At 63.5% G+C, this 15873-nt stretch carries 15 protein-coding genes; 4 read left to right on the forward strand and 11 right to left on the reverse strand.

Annotation, left to right across the window (positions count from 1 at the left end; translation table 11 throughout):
- The gene (locus tag WD006_RS02210) at positions 1 to 540 is read left to right on the forward strand and encodes a class IV adenylate cyclase (protein ID WP_011515430.1); all 540 of its coding nucleotides are present in this window, start codon (positions 1 to 3) and stop codon (positions 538 to 540) included.
- On the opposite strand, the gene WD006_RS02215 is transcribed toward WD006_RS02210, so the two are convergent.
- The 3 genes from WD006_RS02215 to modA are packed head-to-tail and all read right to left on the reverse strand — an operon-like array spanning position 510 to position 2752.
- A complete protein-coding gene (locus WD006_RS02215) occupies positions 510 to 1232 on the reverse strand; it encodes an ATP-binding cassette domain-containing protein (RefSeq protein ID WP_029308392.1) in 723 nt (240 codons plus the stop codon). The genes WD006_RS02210 and WD006_RS02215 overlap by 31 nt on opposite strands.
- A gap of 8 nt (positions 1233 to 1240) precedes the next feature.
- On the reverse strand, positions 1241 to 1957 hold the full coding sequence (gene modB / locus WD006_RS02220) for a molybdate ABC transporter permease subunit (RefSeq protein WP_375198924.1): 717 nt from the start codon (positions 1955 to 1957) through the stop codon (positions 1241 to 1243).
- A gap of 18 nt (positions 1958 to 1975) precedes the next feature.
- Positions 1976 to 2752 carry a molybdate ABC transporter substrate-binding protein gene (gene modA, locus WD006_RS02225; RefSeq protein WP_011515432.1) on the reverse strand — a complete coding sequence of 259 codons (777 nt, stop codon included), beginning with the start codon at positions 2750 to 2752 and terminating at the stop codon, positions 1976 to 1978.
- 262 nt (positions 2753 to 3014) lie between these two features.
- On the opposite strand from modA, the gene WD006_RS02230 reads away from it, so the two are divergent.
- Both WD006_RS02230 and WD006_RS02235 read left to right on the forward strand, forming a co-directional pair.
- Positions 3015 to 5123 carry a bifunctional 2',3'-cyclic-nucleotide 2'-phosphodiesterase/3'-nucleotidase gene (locus WD006_RS02230; RefSeq protein ID WP_011515433.1) on the forward strand — a complete coding sequence of 703 codons (2109 nt, stop codon included), beginning with the start codon at positions 3015 to 3017 and terminating at the stop codon, positions 5121 to 5123.
- A gap of 23 nt (positions 5124 to 5146) precedes the next feature.
- A complete protein-coding gene (locus WD006_RS02235) occupies positions 5147 to 5941 on the forward strand; it encodes a tetratricopeptide repeat protein (protein WP_227874061.1) in 795 nt (264 codons plus the stop codon).
- 203 nt (positions 5942 to 6144) lie between these two features.
- On the opposite strand, the gene WD006_RS02240 is transcribed toward WD006_RS02235, so the two are convergent.
- The 3 genes from WD006_RS02240 to WD006_RS02250 form a co-directional block, all read right to left on the reverse strand.
- Positions 6145 to 8709, reverse strand: coding sequence for a fimbria/pilus outer membrane usher protein (locus tag WD006_RS02240; RefSeq protein ID WP_029308391.1), 2565 nt, complete (start codon positions 8707 to 8709; stop codon positions 6145 to 6147).
- On the reverse strand, positions 8706 to 9476 hold the full coding sequence (locus tag WD006_RS02245; protein WP_011515436.1) for a fimbrial biogenesis chaperone: 771 nt from the start codon (positions 9474 to 9476) through the stop codon (positions 8706 to 8708). Before WD006_RS02245 ends, WD006_RS02240 begins: the two co-directional genes overlap by 4 nt.
- Positions 9477 to 9561: 85 nt before the next feature.
- Entirely contained in the window at positions 9562 to 10110 is a 549-nt protein-coding gene (locus tag WD006_RS02250) for a fimbrial protein (RefSeq protein ID WP_011515437.1), read from the reverse strand.
- Between the two features lie 441 nt (positions 10111 to 10551).
- Between WD006_RS02250 and WD006_RS02255 the strand changes: the two genes are divergently transcribed.
- A complete protein-coding gene (locus tag WD006_RS02255) occupies positions 10552 to 11073 on the forward strand; it encodes a nucleoside 2-deoxyribosyltransferase (protein ID WP_011515438.1) in 522 nt (173 codons plus the stop codon).
- Positions 11074 to 11077: 4 nt separating this feature from the next.
- Here WD006_RS02255 and WD006_RS02260 read toward each other — a convergent pair whose 3' ends face one another.
- The 5 genes from WD006_RS02260 to WD006_RS02280 are packed head-to-tail and all read right to left on the reverse strand — an operon-like array spanning position 11078 to position 15859.
- Positions 11078 to 11665: a PqiC family protein gene (locus WD006_RS02260; RefSeq protein ID WP_011515439.1), complete on the reverse strand. Its 588-nt coding sequence runs from the start codon at positions 11663 to 11665 to the stop codon at positions 11078 to 11080.
- On the reverse strand, positions 11662 to 13302 hold the full coding sequence (locus tag WD006_RS02265) for an intermembrane transport protein PqiB (RefSeq protein ID WP_011515440.1): 1641 nt from the start codon (positions 13300 to 13302) through the stop codon (positions 11662 to 11664). Before WD006_RS02265 ends, WD006_RS02260 begins: the two co-directional genes overlap by 4 nt.
- Positions 13286 to 14077 carry a paraquat-inducible protein A gene (locus WD006_RS02270; protein WP_008640879.1) on the reverse strand — a complete coding sequence of 264 codons (792 nt, stop codon included), beginning with the start codon at positions 14075 to 14077 and terminating at the stop codon, positions 13286 to 13288. Before WD006_RS02270 ends, WD006_RS02265 begins: the two co-directional genes overlap by 17 nt.
- Positions 14074 to 14763, reverse strand: coding sequence for a paraquat-inducible protein A (locus WD006_RS02275; RefSeq protein WP_011515442.1), 690 nt, complete (start codon positions 14761 to 14763; stop codon positions 14074 to 14076). The genes WD006_RS02270 and WD006_RS02275 overlap by 4 nt, the downstream gene beginning before the upstream one ends.
- Positions 14756 to 15859 (reverse strand): AI-2E family transporter, encoded by a 1104-nt coding sequence (locus tag WD006_RS02280; RefSeq protein ID WP_008643578.1) that lies wholly within the window; start codon positions 15857 to 15859, stop codon positions 14756 to 14758. The genes WD006_RS02275 and WD006_RS02280 overlap by 8 nt, the downstream gene beginning before the upstream one ends.
- Between the last annotated feature and the right edge of the window lie 14 nt (positions 15860 to 15873).

Genomic DNA, 15873 nt, shown 5'->3' on the forward strand with positions numbered 1-15873 from the left:
ATGGCACGCAATATCGAAATCAAGGCACGCATCGCCTGCGTCGAGGCGTTGATCCCGCGCGCCGCCGCTGTCGCGGATCATGGCCCGGAACTGATCGAGCAGGATGACACATTCTTCCCGTGCCCGAACGGCAGGCTCAAGCTGCGCGCGTTCAGTGCCGATCAAGGGCAACTGATCTTCTATTCGCGGCCTGACCAGACGGGGCCGAAGGAAAGTTTCTACATCCTGTCCCCGACGGCGTCGCCCGACACGTTGCGAGCCGCATTGGTCTCGGCCCACGGCGAGCGTGGACGCGTGCGCAAGGTGCGGACACTGTTCCTCGTCGGTCGCACGCGCGTGCATCTCGATCGCGTGGAAGGATTGGGCGACTTTCTGGAACTGGAAGTGGTGCTGCGCGAAGGTGAGCCAGCGGAAGCCGGCGTCGCCGAGGCGCATGGACTGATGGCGCGGCTGGGCGTGAACCATGACGCCCTGATCGAAGGCGCCTACGTCGATCTGCTGACTTCGGATCAGGCCACGCGTGCGGGCAGGGGCGCGTAGACCGGCGGATGCCGCTTGCCGGTGCCGCTGCCAAAGATGCGGCCCTCGCGAATCTCGAGCACGTGGTCGCCCAGGATCTCGACGTCTTGCGGATCGTGCGAAATCACAACCATTGGCACATCGAGGTTCGCCTGCAGCGACAGCAGCTCTTCGCGCATACGCGACCGTAGCGCCGGGTCCAGCGCCGAGAACGGTTCGTCGAGCAGAACGATATCCGGCTTGGGCGCCAGCGCGCGGGCCAGCGCCACGCGCTGCTTCTGACCGCCCGAGATCTCGGCCGGATATTGATTCACGATCTCGCGCAAGCCGAAGGCATCGACCCAGTGCGCGGCCTCTGGCGGCAACTCGCGCCGCCGGGGATTGCGCCAGCCGTGGTTCAGACCGAACGCGATGTTCTGCGCCACGGTCAGATGCGGAAACAGCGCGTAGTCCTGGAACAGGTACGCCACGCGGCGCTCCTGGGGCGGCAGGTCGATGCCGGATTCGCTGTCGAACAGCGTGCGTCCGTTGAGTACGATGCGCCCGCTTTCCGGCGCCAGCAACCCGGCGATGGCGCGCAGTGTCAGGGTCTTGCCAGAGCCGGAGGGGCCGAACATCGCAATGCGGTGACTGTCCGACTCAAATCCGATGTCGAGCGCGAACTGGCGATCTCGCGACACCAGGCGCTTGCGGATGGTGATCTGCATACTCATGGCGGGCCTCACTTGCCCACGGCTTCGCGCCGGAAGGCGCGTCGCTCGTAGACCTCGCCAACGCCACGCGCGGCGGGCGGCACAAGCCGGCCGGCCACCACCAGCAGCACGATGCATGTGACCGACGTCACCAGCACCAGCAGGTTGGCAGTGTTGTCGTCACCAGCCTGCACGGCTTCATAAATGGCCACCGAGAGCGTCTGGGTGCGGCCCGGCAGGTTGCCGGCCACCATCAGTGTGGCGCCGAATTCGCCCAGTGCCCGCGCAAACGCCAGCACCACGCCAGCGGAGATGCCGCGCTGCGCCATCGGCAGCGTGACGCGAAAGAAGATGCCGGTCTCCGATACGCCCAGCACCCGGGCGGCATTCTCAAGCTGGTGATCGACGCCTTCGAACGCGGCGCGCGCGGACTTCAGCACGAGCGGAAATGCCACCACGGTCGACGCCAGCACCGCGCCCTGCCATGTGAATACAAGCTCGATCCCGATCCGGTCCAGCCATGCGCCAAACACGCCGCGCCGACCCACCAGCACAAGCAGGTAGTAGCCGAGCACGGTGGGTGGGAGAACCAGCGGCAGTGTCAGGATGGCATCCACCACATCTCGCGCGGACGAGCGCCAGCGCGATATCGCATAGGCGGCCGCCACGCCAAGAATGGCGTTCAGCAGCGTGGCCCAGCCCGCTACCTTGAGCGACAGCAACAGCGGTACCCAGACGGCATCCATGACAGCAATCAGACCTTGTTACGGTTTCTGGAATCCAAATTTGGCCAGCACGGCCTGGCCCTCGGACGACAGTACGTACTGGACGAAGCTGGTGGCCTGCTGGGCCTGCTTCGTCTGCGTGGTGACGGCGATGGGGTAGGTGACCGGCGTGCGATTTGGCACGCGCACCGCCACCTTGACCTTCTCCGGCATGATCGCCGCATCGGTGGCGAACACGAAGCCGGCGTCGACTTCGCCGCGCGCCACGTAGTCCAGGCTCTGGCGAACGTTCTGGGCCGGCACGCCCTTGGCCGCCACGGCATCCCAAAGGCCCTCGGCCTCGAGCGCGCCCTTGGTATAGCGGCCCACCGGCACTGACGACGGATTGCCGTATGCCACGCGCTTGACGTCGGCGCGGGTCAGGTCCTTGAGCGAGCCGATGCCGAGCTTGCTGTCCTGCGGCACGATCAGCACTACCTGGTTGGCGGCAAAGTCCTTGCGGCTGGCCGGTTGCACGACCTTCTCGGCCTCGGCCTTGTCCATGGCGGTCTGGTCGGCGGACGCGAACACATCGGCCGGCGCGCCCTTGATGATCTGCTGCATCAGCACGTCCGAAGCGCCGAAATTCAGCACCACCTTGGTATCCGGGTGGGCGTGCTCGTACTGCTCGGCCAGCGTCTTGAACGCGTTGGTCAGGCTGGCGGCGGCGGAGACCACGAGATCGGCGGCAAAGGCCGACGGTGCGGCGACGGTCAGGGCCAGGGCGGCGCCGACGCAGGCGGCGCGGCGCAGGAAGGGCAGGGTGCGGAAGGTCATGGCGTGAAGGGGTGCGGTGTGCGCGATCGTTACCTCGCGCAATATAAGCGGGTATATAGCGCACCGTCAATTGCCCGGATGGATAAGGGTCTTCAGCCATTTGGAATAGTCTGGCGCGCGATTTGTGCATTCCCTGACTTCGCAGACATCCGTGGCGTTTGTCACGCGAATGACGCGATTTCGCCACTTTCCTGCCATCGCGGTTGCCGACAATTCCGTGGCTGCACCAAAACCAAAACAAATCAATCAGGGAACCCGAAACATGCAACTCCATCGCATCCAGGCCGCGACGCTCGCGGCCTTGCTGGTGGGGGTGACCGCGCTGGCCGCCTGCGGCTCAGACGACCCCTCGTCCTCCACCTCCGGCAACAACGGCGGCAATAGCGGAAACAGTGGCAACGGCGGTAACAACGGTGGCGACACCCCGGCGGCGATCGTCGCAGGTACCAAGTCCACGCTGGCGCTGCTCGAGACCACCGACCTCCACACCAACGTCCTGAGCTATGACTACTTCAAGCTGGCCGAGGACAAGTCGCTGGGCTTCGAGCGCGTCTCGACGCTGATCAAGTCCGCGCGGCAGGAGTTTCCGAACAGCCTGTTGCTCGACAACGGCGACACGATCCAGGGCACCGCGCTCTCGGACTATCAGGCACTGGTGAAGCCGGTCTCGTGCACCGAGACCCTGGCGATGTACAAGGTGATGAACGCCGCTGGCTTTGACGGCGGTGGCATCGGCAATCACGAATTCAATTATGGGTTGCAGTACCTGAGCCAGGTCACCGGCAGCAAGTTCAACGTGGACGGCCTGCCCGATCCTGCCACCCAGACCGCATGCGCGGGCCCGAAGTTTCCGCAGGTGCTGGCCAACGTCTACAGCGTCAAGACGCGCGCGCCGCTGTTCCAGCCGTACGCGATCCTGAGCAAGACGCTGACGGCTACCGGCCCGGACGGCAAGACGGTCACCGCGCCGATCAAGGTTGGCATCATCGGCTTCGCGCCGCCGGCCATCATGAGCTGGGACAAGCGCTGGCTCGACGGCAAGGTCTACACCGAAGGTCTGGTGGAGACGGCCCAGAAATACATTCCCGAGATGCGCGCCAAGGGCGCCGACCTCGTCGTCGTGATTTCGCATGGTGGCCTGGATAACTCGACCTACTCGCCGACGATGGAGAACGGCAGCTATCACCTGTCGAAGGTGGCTGGCGTGGACGCGATGCTGATCGGCCACTCGCACCAGATCTTCCCGGATGCCAACAGCACGGTCGGCCAGTTCAACCTGCCGGGCGTGGACAAGGTCAAGGGCACGGTCAACGGCGTGCCGACCGTGATGGCCAACTACTGGGGCAAGCACCTGGGCGTGATCAACCTGTCGCTGAACCACGACGGCAAGAGCTGGAGCGTCGATCGCACCAAGACCACTGTGGAGGCGCGCTCGACCCAGAACGCCGACAAGACCTATGTGACGGCCGACGCCAGCGTGGCGCCGATGATCGACACCGAGCACCAGGCAACTATCCAATACGTGAAGACGCCGATCGGCAGTACCAATTACCGCATGTCGAGCTACTTCGCCGACGTGGGTGATCCGGGTGCGATTCAGATCGTCAACATGGCACAGGCTGCCTACGTGAAGGACTACGTCACCGCGAACCTGCCAGCGCTGGCCTCGCTGCCCGTGCTGTCGGTTTCGGCCCCGTTCAAGAGCGGCTTTGGCGGTGGCAGCGACTATACCGACGTGGCGTCCGGCAACCTGGCCATCAACAACGCGGCCGATCTCTACCTGTACCCGAACACGGTGTACGCGGTGAAGGTCAACGGCGACGATGTGAAGGCATGGCTGGAAACCGCGGCCAAGCGCTTCAACCAGATCGACCCGGCCAAGACGACCGACCAGCAGTTGATCAGCACCTTCCCGGGCTACAACTTCGACATGTTCACCGATCCGGACATGCAGTATGAGATCGACGTGACGCAGCCGGTTGGCAGCCGTATCAAGAACCTGACGTACAAGGGCGCGCCGGTGACCGCGGCGATGAACTTCATCGTGGCTACCAACAACTATCGTGCCAGCGGGGGCGGCAACTTCCCGGGCCTCGATGGCACCAAGACGATCTATGCCTCGCCAGATGCCAACCGCGATGTGCTGATCAGCTACATCAAGAAGGTGGCCAATGTCACACGCATGGTCAACGGCAGCGCGCGTAGCTGGAAGTTCACCAAGGTGACCACCACGGGCAAGGTGGTGTTCAGCTCGGGTATCGGGATGCTGCAGCAGGCAACCGACGCTGGGTTGACCAATATCTCGCTCGACAAGGCAGACGATGGGTCCGGCAAGAACCTGTCGCAGTACAAGCTCGATCTCAGCTTGTGATTGACTGATTGACCATGCACGCCATGCCAACAACTATGGCCGCACCGCGGCGCTTTCCTCGCATCCACCCGCTGTTTGTGGCGGCCACGCTGGCTGTAACCGTTGCGGCCGCTGGAGTCGCTGGCGCCGCCATGTGGCGACAGCAATCGGACGTGCGTCAAAGCGAGATCGCGCGATGGCAGTTGATGGCGACCTCGGCGAATGATGCCGCCGCACTGTCGCGGCTGCAGCGCGCAGCCGCGGCGGGCGAGATTGCGGCATGTGCGGCTCTCGGTGAAACACTACTGTCCCGGACGGACACCGAGAGCCGCGCGCAAGCGGAGCACTGGCTTAGCCTGGCGGCAGCGAGCGGCCACACCCGCGCGCAGTTCCTGCTTGGCAAAGCCGCGATGCTAGGTGAGTTGGCGTCCGGTCGTACGGACTTGCCTGTCGCATGGCGCGAACTCGGCGCGGCGGCAAGGGTGGGCGATGTTGGCGCGGCGTATTACCTGGGGCTGCTCTATCGTGGTGGCTATGGCCACACAGCGGACCCGGCTGCCGCCGCGCACTGGTTCAGAGTGGCTGCCGACGGTGGAGTTGCGCAGGCCATGTTCTTGCTGGCCAATGCCTACCGAGAGGGCGATGGCGTGCCGCGTAATGATGCTACTGCGGTGTCCTGGTACGAGGCTGCCGCCGAGCGGGAGCATCCGGCCTCGATCCAGGCGCTGGCGATGGCCTATCGCAGCGGAGAACTTGGCCTCTCGCGAGACGAGAGCAACTACCGCCAGCATCTGGCCGAGGCTGCGCATGCACTGAAGCATCCGGCGATCAATCCGTAAGCCCCGCCGCTATTGATAGCTCATGATGAACGATTGCCTGGCGAGGTGATGTCCGTCAGCGTGGTAATGACAACGGGCCGGAGAGTTGCTGCGTGCAATAGTTCGCGTGCGAGGCGTTGACATTGCGCCGATAGTGATCAGGCCAAGCCTAGTCACGGCGATGGTTGGCAACATTTGGCGCGATCTGATAGCAGTATCGGCATTCACGATTCCCCCTTTGCGTCGGGCTGGCATACCGATCGGATCTGCGTGAATGATGTCGCATTGCGGACCTTCTCCGGCAGCCGATATTCGATCGTGCAGCGTTGCGCTGAGTGTGTGCCCCAGGACACCTGCAAGCGTCCGGTGTCTTCGATGCCACGCGCGAAAATGATGCCGCTTTGGCCAACCACGCCGATTTCGGCATTGTCCCTATCGCGCACTGATGCGCCAAAGGGCAAAGGCGCTCCATCGGGCTGGCTGGCTGAAATGATGACGGCGCGTCCGCTGAGCGCGGCGAACTTGATTTTTACCGCTGCGTTCGCGCGCGGCGCTACCTGGGCGCTGGTCGCGTCCAGCGATACATCCAGCGGTATCCCGCGTGGATCTATCTCGATCGTGTTCATGTTGTAAGGCTGGAGGTACGGCACAATGGCGTAGCCGAATGCGTCGATCCTGACGCCCGTCGCATTGGCGACGCGCGCGCCGGTAGCGCCCTTTGCTTCGACGATGCCGATGGTGTCGCCAAGGAAGTTGGCAAGTGTGATGCCTCCTTGGTGGGCGACCAGGGCGCCTTGCAGGCCACCCGAGTATTGCGTGTAACCGCCGCCGCCGCTGACAGAAGCGGAAACGGTGGTGTAAGGCGTCCGGTACTGTACGTTGCCACCGCCGGTGGTTGTGTTCGGCGAACGGTCGACGTTCAGGCCATAGGTGAAGGCGTTGTCCTCGAGTGCAGTGCCGCTCAGCCGCATCTGTTGCGAGGATTGGCTGTCACTATGCGTGGCGCCGAACGACAGCATCGGGGCGTGGCTGCTCTTGCCCAGCGGTACGGTGAGGCTGGCGAAAACCTGGGTGGTGAACCGGCCGGTCATCGCCTCGCGTTGGCGTGAGGCCGCGATGTTGTAGGTCATCGGCAGTCCCAGCACACGCAGCGAGTTGCTGTAGCCCACCTGGAACATCAGCGCAGTACCGCCCCGATTCCAGTATTCCGCGGAAGTGCCTGTGAGATAGAAGTTGCCCCAGCGATCTCCGAGACTCTGATTCAGCGTGAGTTGGACCTGGCTGCGCTGGCGGTCCACGGCGCGGGCATTGCCACCGCTGGCGCGAGCCGTGAATGCGTCGCTCATCGTCCAGAAGCCACGGGTCGCATAGCGATAGGCGGCGAGTGACATACTCGTGCTAGTTGACGGCACGAACTTGCTGTAGCTGAGGCGCACGCTTTGTCCGCTGGTGTTGTCAACCTGGTCGATCGAGGCGTGGGCATGGGTCGCATCCAGCGCGAATGCGCCAATGGGCAGATTCAAGGCCGCGCCGATCAGGCCCGCCCGGTAGCCCTCCGAGAGGACTAGCCCGGCATAGCCCGTTACGAAGTTGTTGAACCCGTGCTGCACCGTACCCTGGACCAGTTTCTCGCGGCGGGAAGACGTGCGCGAGCCATCGCGGTACTCCCCAACCGTGGCCGAGTACCGCGTGATACCGGGCCGTAGAAGCTGAGCCACAGATGCATAGGGCACGGTAAAGCTGCTTTGGCTGCCGTCGGCTTCTGTCACCGTGACGAGCAGATTGCCGCCATAACCGGTGGCGTAGAGATCCTTGATCTCGAACGGTCCTGGCGCCACGGTCGTTTCATAGAGCTTGTTGCCATTCTGCGTGACCGTGACACGCGCATTGGAGCGGGCGACGCCTCGCACCAGTGGCGCATAGCCGCGTGCGGAGTCAGGAAGCATCCGGTCATCGCTGGCCAGATTCACGCCGCGCACGGAAAAGCTGTCGAAGACGGCTCCATCCGTGTAGGCATCGCCAACGGTGAGCTGACTACGCAGGCGCGATATATCCCGCTGCAAATAGGTCGCGATGTTCTGGTAGTCGTAGGTGCTTTGGCCCATGGACTGCCAACTCATCGAGGAGCGCTGCCGCAGGTGCCAGGCACCGATGTTTAATCCGGAATCGATGCCAAGGTAGGTAGAAGTGACAGATGAGCTACCAGTAGTGTGGAACGTGTTGAAATTGTAGGCGACCGTCGCGGACGGGACGCCATCATCCAGGAGCTCTGGGCTGACGCTGCCGCGCGGCGTGCGGCGTAACAATGCCTGCGCCACGCCGATGTCGAGACGCAGGTCATTGAGGTTGAACGACCAGGTGAGGTCTTCCGAGATGTCCGATGGGCGAGTGCATTCGCCACTGACGGCCTGCGCTATCGCATTGCGGCTGGCGGGTGGCAGCGCCTGTTCGTCGAGATTCAACCGGGTAATGAGCGATCGGTCCATGCATGGGCCGACAACCTCGTCCCGGGACCGGAATCGCACTGTCTCTCGACCAACCCACGATCCGTTCAGGTAGATGTCGACCGCATGGTCGCCAGGTGAGATGGGGTTGCCAAACGCAAACCGGCTGACATCGACGCTGGTGCCATCGGAACGTTTCAGAAAATCTGAATTGAACTTGACGGCTGCGATGGTGGCCGTCTTGCCGGGTTCATTAGCAAATACCGCGGTGGGCAGAGCGGTGGCCAGGATCCAACGCGCAGCCAGAGCGCGCGAGGCGCGCGGCTTCCGAGTGCGCATCGTCATTGCCCTTTCGCTTCCTGTGTTGGCTTCGCATTGTGGACGCCAGATACACCGGCGCCATAGTCCGAGATAAACGTGTAACTGACCTGCGCGGGTTCGCCGGACACGGGCGACGCGTCATCGATGGCAAACTCGACTGTGCCGCCGGGATTTACCATTGCTCCGGCATCATTGCTGTACACATGCCCGCCAGAGGTTGCCTCGACCTTTGTGTAGGTGATGTGGTACGGCGTTGGATTTGTTGCAGTCAGTACATGATGGCCGTCATCCTTGCGTACGAAGCGCCAGGTAACCTTGGTGGGCGCGCTGTCCGCGTCGCCAGGCAATCCCGTTGGACGGAAGAACAGCTTGATGCGTGACCGAAAGGCAAACTGAAGCGAATTCTGCGGATCCTTGCTGCTGGATGCGATTGGCGGGACTTCGAGAACGTTGAGCCAGAACAGCGATTCCTGATCGCGAGACAGCGCTTGCTGGAGTTGAATGATGCGTAGCGTCTGACCTTTCTTTGCGTCCAGTCTAAACAGCGGCGGCGTGAGTACGAATAGTGATTTCGCGTTCTCCGGCGTCGCATTGGGGTCGCCGTCGTCGATCCATGCCTGTACCAGGGAGGGTGCGTCTCCTTCGTTGGTGAGTTTGAGGCTGACTTCCCGCTCCGACTCCGGGTAGATGACGCGGGTACCGGTCAAAACCACGGACGCAAGGGTTCCAGGCGCAGTCATTGCCAGGAGGACGGCAGCAATGGCTGCGCGGCAGATTGAAGTCTTGAACATGATGAACGACTACTGGAGGGGCACGGCTGGAGGTGCCGGCATGTATGCGCATGCCGGCAGGTATAGGCTGGTTAGATGATCCGACTTACGGGTACACGACGGAGTACCTCAATGTAGTGCTGATTAGGCCGGCTGAGGCTGTGCCAGTTGCCACGTACTGGGCCTGGTACCGCAGTGTTGCATTGCCGCCTGCAATGTCCACGGTTTTCGAGTTCTGCGCGTGGTACGCGGCCCCTAGTTTGATGGGGCTCCCATCGTTGTTCGACAGGGCGATCTGGACGTTCTTTGCGCCGTTGGTGGCAGCGTTGTTATTCAGGTTGCCGGTGACGGCATCCACGTTTCCGCCGGCTTCGAAGTAAACCGCCGCTTTCTTGAGGGATGCTGTGCAGTTAGAGAGCGTAATAGCGAAAGGCGTGTTACCTGCGATGTTGCCGCCGGTGTTCAGCAGCGAGGATGGAACGTTGGGCAGCACAACGGTGAAGTCGCCGGCGGGCCTGCCTTCGCCCGCGACGGAGCAGGTTTGACCCTTGATTTCGCCAGTAAAGACGATGGTGCCATCCGCGGCAAATGCAGTCGGACTCAACGCGGCAAGGAGCAGGGATGTGGCAAGGATCTTTGTTCGAATATGTTTCACATTGACCTCGAATATTGATGTGATTGGTGGCTGTCAAGGCGAATCGCGGAGATCCGCATAGCGAGCGAAGGCAGCTGTATCCGGAATAAGAAGCCGCACATTCCGTGCGGATATCCCCGGTATTTCGCTAGTGAAGTCGCTATGCATCGCGTCTTCCTGACAAGGTCAAAGACTATTGGCTTTGGGAAATTCTTTTAATCGTATTTATCTTGAATTTTTGATTTTCTTGGGAGAGTTCCGATTGAATGTGTCGGCGAGAGCGGTTGTGTAGGCTAAATGCGACGCATGGGAGGCAAGAAATTTCCTTGCGCCTTCACGGACAATCAATATTGGATTTACAAGTAAATCGTAATTTCACTAAATTTGTTTCTGGCGGGGATCAGAAATGAAAGGCGCGCACCTCTGCGCTATTCTTGCGTCGTTCCATATGGAGGAAATGCCATGAAGATGGTCTATCTCGCCGGCTTTGATGTGTTCCGCGAGGACGCGCGCGACTGGGGTGAACAGCTGAAGGCGCTGTGTATGCGGTATGGCTATGAAGGCTTGTATCCGCTGGACAAGGCGGCGCCGTCGGGGCTGTCGGGGTCAGCCACGGCACAATGGATCTACGAGGCCAACATCGCGTTGATTCGTCGCGCCGATGTCGTGATGGCGAATCTCGACGACTTCCGCGGGTCGGGGGAGCCAGACAGCGGTACTGCGTTCGAGGTTGGGTTTGCCGTGGCGCTGGAGAAGCCCGTCTGGGGCTATGCGGCCGATGCCGGCACGTTGCTGGATCGTGTGCGTGTCAGGACCGATGCCGACGGGAACGCGCGCGATGCGCGCGGTTATGTGGTGGAGGACTTCGGCTTGTCGATGAACCTGATGCTGGCTTGCAGCGTGCGGCGGGTGACGGGGGATGCCGAAGCGTGCCTGGCCGCGATGGCCGAAGCGGACCGCCAACTGGCGGTCCGGAGGGATTGACGCCTCAGCGGCGCAGGGATAGCACGCCGGCGGCGATGTCGGCCGCGGTTGCCGCGACGATCTGGCGATAGGCGTTCACCACGCCATCCACCTGACCGGGCGCGGGCAGCTCGGCTTCCGTGCGGCCGCCCAGGACCTTGCCATCGGGCAGCCGGCGTACGGTCCAGGCGATCGAAGCGCTGGCGCGCTGGCCAGGGTCCGCATCCAGCCGCACTACTTCCGTGGTCACGCGATAGACCGGTTCCACTTCGGACAGGCCCTGCTGATAGATATCCACGGCACCGAGTTTCGCCTGAAGCTGCTGTGACAGCGCATCGCGCAACTCGTCCGGCAACGGCGCGGACCAGCGCGACAGGTCCAGCATCTTCACGACGCCAGCGTTGCCGTCGGCTACCACGAGCTGGGTGCGGTTCAGGCGCTCCGGCACCCTGACCGGCGACACCTCGATCCAGATGGGCTGCGTGCCGGGTGTCGGGGGCGTGGCGGCCGGTGCGGCTGTGGATGCGAGCGTGTAGTAGCGGGGCTCCGGCGATGCACAGCCGTTGAGCAGCGCGGCGGCCAGCGCCAGAAGCATCAGCGAGCGTTTCATCATTCCTTCTCCGTCTTCCCACGCAACAGCGCCTCGGGATGGCGCTCGAGATAGTCGGTCAGCGCACGCAGGGACACGGCCGTGCGCGTCAGTTCCTGCATCATGCGGCGCGTATCCTGCTGCAGCGGCGCGTCCGATGCAAGCGTGCCATTGGCGGCGTTCAGCGTACGTCGTGCATCCTGCAGCGCGGCGAGTACCTGGGGCGCTACATCGCCGTGCAGTTGGGTCACGAGCTTGTCGGCGTTATCGAGCATCTTGTTCATCGACACCACGCTGGTACGCAGATCCTGGCCGATCTGATCGAACGGCACCTTGTCGATCTTGTTGACGATGTCGCCGAGCTTGGCCTGCAACTCATCGAAGGTACCCGGCGTGGTCGGCAGTTCCGGCATTGTCGCGTTGAGGTCGAGGTCCTTCGGCGGTGGCGCCTTCGGGAAGAAGTCGAGCGCCACGTAGAGCTGACCGGTCAGCAGGTTGCCAGTGCGCAGTTGCGCGCGCATGCCGCGCTTGACCAGGCCCTGCACGATGCTGCGCTTCTTGGCCTCGTCGGACACATCGCGCTCCCGGAATCCCATGCGCGACGGGTAGAACTCCACCACTACGGGCATTCGGAATGCCTTTTTGTCGCGCTGGTATTCGATGCCGATCGAGCGCACCTGGCCCACGATCACACCGCGGAAGTCGACCGGCGCGCCCGGCGACAGGCCGCGCACCGACTGGTCGAAGTTCAGCACTGCCAGCGCTGGCGCCAGTTCTTCAGGCTCCTTCATCGCCTCTGACTGGTCCGATGCCAGCAGGAATTGCGTATTCTCGGACGCCGGTTGCGTTGCGGTGGAGTTGTCCGGCGCCTGGAAGGCCACGCCGCCCAACAGCACCGTGACCAGCGATTGCGTGGAAAGCTTCAGGCCGTTCGCATCGAGTTTGAGGTCGACGCCGCTGGCGTGCCAGAAGCGGGTGTCGCCATTGACGAGCTTGTCGTACGGCTTGTTGACGAACACGCGCAGCGAGATGTCACGCCCGTTCGGGTCGAGCTGGTACGCCACCACCTGGCCTACCTGCACGCGGCGATAGTAGACCGGCGAGCCGATATCGAGCGAGCCCAAGTCCTGGGCGCGCAGCACGAACTGGCGGCCGGACGCGTCGGCGGTGACCACGGGTGGCACTTCGAGACCGATGAAGTTGCGCGTGCTTTCCCGTGACTTGCCGGCATCCACGCCGATGTAGGCGCCCGAGAGCAGCGTTTCCAGGCCGGATACGCCACTGATCGCAAAGCGCGGGCGCACCACCCAGAAACGCGTGTCCTTGACGGCGAAGCTCTCGGCGTCCTTTGTCAGCTCGATCGACGCGATCACGTGCGAGCGATCGGACGCGAGCCGCACTGACTTGACCAGGCCGATGTCGACGTCCTTGTAGCGCACGGCGGTCTTGCCCGGTGTCAGCCCGTCGGCGGAGCGGAAGGTGACGTTGATCTCTGGCCCGCGTGAGGCGAGCGTGTTGATCAGCAGCGAGACGCCGACCACGGCGGCGACAATCGGGATCAGCCACACCAGCGATGGCAGCCAGCGGGCGCGACGCTTGCGCGCGGGCTGGGGCACGCCACCGGAGGTCGGCGGCGGGGAGGGACTATCGTGATCGGGCATTGTCGGATTCCGGCAATTCGATGGAAGAGGGGTTCGGGGTCTCGAGCGAGTCCCAAAGTAGGCGCGGGTCGAAGCTCAGCGATGCCAGCATGGTCATCACGACCACCGAGGCAAATGCCAGCGCGCCGGCGCCGGGGATGATCGTGGCTAGCGCGCCCGCGCGCACCAGCGAGGCCAGCAGCGCCACCACGAAGATATCAAGCATCGACCAGCGGCCGATGACTTCGACCAGCCCGTACAGCTTGGTCTGCTGGCGGATGCGCCATGTAGATTTCATGTGCACCGAGATCAGCAGCAGCGTCAGGATCATCATCTTCAGCAGCGGCACGACGATACTCGCGATCAGCACCACGCCAGCCAGCATGTGCGATCCGGATAGCCACAGATAGAGCACACCGGACAGGATGGTGTCGCGCTGCACGCCCAGGATCGACTCGGTGACCATCACCGGTAGCAGGTTGGCCGGGATGTAGAGGATGTACGCGGCCAGCAGGAAGGCCCAGGTGCGCGCCAGGCTGGCCGGCTTGCGGCGGTGTAGCGTGGCGCCGCAGCGTGGGCACGGTTCGCCTTCGAGCGTGATGGGGCTCACCAGGTCGCATGCATGGCACGACAGCAACCCGCGTGAGGATGCGGTGGGTACCTCTGCCAGCGGGGTGCGTTCGTCGTCGTCGGTCAGCTCCGCCATCACATCGGCGGCCACGCGCCGTGACCGCGCGATCTGGTCGCGTGCCATGGCCGTGCGTGATGGGCGCGATGGGCGTGATGGCTGGCTCATGGCGTGGGCTCCTGCGCGCCGGGCGGGGTGTCATCTCCATCCGGCGTTTCCAGGTAATGCCACAGGTCGCGGGGATCGAACGACAGCATCGCGGCCAGCACCACCACCAGCGCGCCGAACGACCACAGCGCCACGCCGGGCAGCACTTCCGCCATGGTCGACAGCTTCACCAGCGTGACCAGCACGCCGATCATGAATACCTCGATCATGCCCCAGGGCCGGGTCTGACGGATGCCACGCACGATGGCGTCGAACCCGTGCGGCATCTTCCGCTGTGCCATCGGCACCAGCAGGTAGCACATCATCAGCATCTCGGAGAGCGGGAACAGGATCGTCGTGGCGAACACCAGCATGGCCACCAGCGTCATCTGGTCCGAGTAGAGCGCCTGCACCGCGCCCCAGAGCGTGGTCTCGGTGCGTACGCCCTTCAGGTCCATTTCGACGATCGGATACGTGTTCGAGATCACGAACAGGATCAGTGCGGTGAACACGAGCGGCAGCAGGCGGCGATAGGCGCGGGTGCTTTCGCGATAGAGCTCGCTGCCGCAACGCAGGCAGTTGGCGCGTTCGCCGGGCGCGAGCGACGCACGCTCGTAGAGCGCGTCGCAGTACTCGCAGGCCACGAGGTGGCGCAGGTCCGGCGCCGGCGCGGACGCCGACGCCGCAGGGCCGTGGTGCTCAGGCATCCGGGGTCAGTTGGGACGGCGGCGGCGCCGTGACGGCGGTCACGCTCGCGCGTTCCTGGTTGCCGATGGTCCAGTCGCGCAGCAGCGCGTACGCCACGGCCAGCACGGTCGGTCCGATGAAGACGCCCAGGAAGCCGAAGGCCAGCGCGCCGCCCAGCACGCCCATCATGATCCAGATGAGCGGCAGGCCGGTGCCCTTGCTGATGAGCAGCGGCTTGATGACGTTGTCGGCCATGCCGACCACTGCGGCGCCCCAGACCACCATGAAGATCGCCCAGCCCGTCTCGCCGGTGTGATAGAGCCACAACGCGGCGGGAATCCAGGCCAGCGGCGGGCCCATCGGCACGACGGAAAGGAAGAACGTGATGAAGCCGAGAATCGCCGCGCCGGGCACGCCAGCGATCCAGAACCCGATGCCGGCCAGCACGGCTTGCACAAAAGCGGTGCCGAGCACGCCGTAGACCACGCCCTTGACCGTACTGCCGGCCAGTGACAGCAAGTGGTCGGCCCGGTCGCCGGACACACGGCGCATGCCGCCGCGTACCCAGTCCACGGCCAATTCGCCACCGGTATAGAAGAAAAACGCCAGTACGATCGACAGCGCGAGCTGGCCGAGACCGGCACCGATCGACAGGCCGGCGCCGAGCAGCGCGTGTCCCACCGGCGCAATCAGCTTGCGCAGGCTGGCCACGGTCTCGGAGTCGGCAGTGATGACCTTGTTCCAGGCCGATTCGATCTGCGGGCCAACGAACGGCAGGCTGCTGAGCCAGTCCGGCAGTTGCGGGATACCGTGTTCGGTATAGCGATTGACCAGCGCGGTCAGTTCGTCGATGTGCGCCGAGAAGCTGGCGCCAGCGTAGACGAACGGCCCGAGCACGATCACGGTGGCGATCAGCACGCAAATCAGCGCGGCCAGGCCGCGGCGGTTGCCGAGCCAGCGCGTCAGCACGGTATAGGGGTGCCAGGAGCTGTAGGCGAGGATCGCGCCCCACAGCAGGGCCGTGGCGAATGGCGCGAGTACGAGCAGCGAGCCGCCGATCAGGACGATCAGCGCGAATACGGCAGCCAGCTTCTCAATCAGTTGTCCGGAACTCATCTTTGGCGGGCCAG

This window comes from Cupriavidus sp. Met-2, assembly GCF_049843575.1.
GTDB classification, from domain to species: Bacteria; Pseudomonadota; Gammaproteobacteria; order Burkholderiales; family Burkholderiaceae; genus Cupriavidus; species Cupriavidus metallidurans.

Coding starts and splice junctions, on each gene's coding strand:
- WD006_RS02240 (WP_029308391.1), bottom strand. CDS start 8,709: ATGACGATGCGCACTCGGAAGCCGCGCGCCTCGCGCGCTCTGGCTGCG.
- WD006_RS02270 (WP_008640879.1), bottom strand. CDS start 14,077: ATGAGCCAGCCATCACGCCCATCGCGCCCATCACGCACGGCCATGGCA.
- WD006_RS02255 (WP_011515438.1), top strand. CDS start 10,552: ATGAAGATGGTCTATCTCGCCGGCTTTGATGTGTTCCGCGAGGACGCG.
- WD006_RS02275 (WP_011515442.1), bottom strand. CDS start 14,763: ATGCCTGAGCACCACGGCCCTGCGGCGTCGGCGTCCGCGCCGGCGCCG.
- WD006_RS02230 (WP_011515433.1), top strand. CDS start 3,015: ATGCAACTCCATCGCATCCAGGCCGCGACGCTCGCGGCCTTGCTGGTG.
- WD006_RS02260 (WP_011515439.1), bottom strand. CDS start 11,665: ATGATGAAACGCTCGCTGATGCTTCTGGCGCTGGCCGCCGCGCTGCTC.
- WD006_RS02265 (WP_011515440.1), bottom strand. CDS start 13,302: ATGCCCGATCACGATAGTCCCTCCCCGCCGCCGACCTCCGGTGGCGTG.
- WD006_RS02235 (WP_227874061.1), top strand. CDS start 5,147: ATGCCAACAACTATGGCCGCACCGCGGCGCTTTCCTCGCATCCACCCG.
- modB (WP_375198924.1), bottom strand. CDS start 1,957: ATGGATGCCGTCTGGGTACCGCTGTTGCTGTCGCTCAAGGTAGCGGGC.
- WD006_RS02210 (WP_011515430.1), top strand. CDS start 1: ATGGCACGCAATATCGAAATCAAGGCACGCATCGCCTGCGTCGAGGCG.
- modA (WP_011515432.1), bottom strand. CDS start 2,752: ATGACCTTCCGCACCCTGCCCTTCCTGCGCCGCGCCGCCTGCGTCGGC.
- WD006_RS02215 (WP_029308392.1), bottom strand. CDS start 1,232: ATGAGTATGCAGATCACCATCCGCAAGCGCCTGGTGTCGCGAGATCGC.
- WD006_RS02280 (WP_008643578.1), bottom strand. CDS start 15,859: ATGAGTTCCGGACAACTGATTGAGAAGCTGGCTGCCGTATTCGCGCTG.
- WD006_RS02245 (WP_011515436.1), bottom strand. CDS start 9,476: ATGTTCAAGACTTCAATCTGCCGCGCAGCCATTGCTGCCGTCCTCCTG.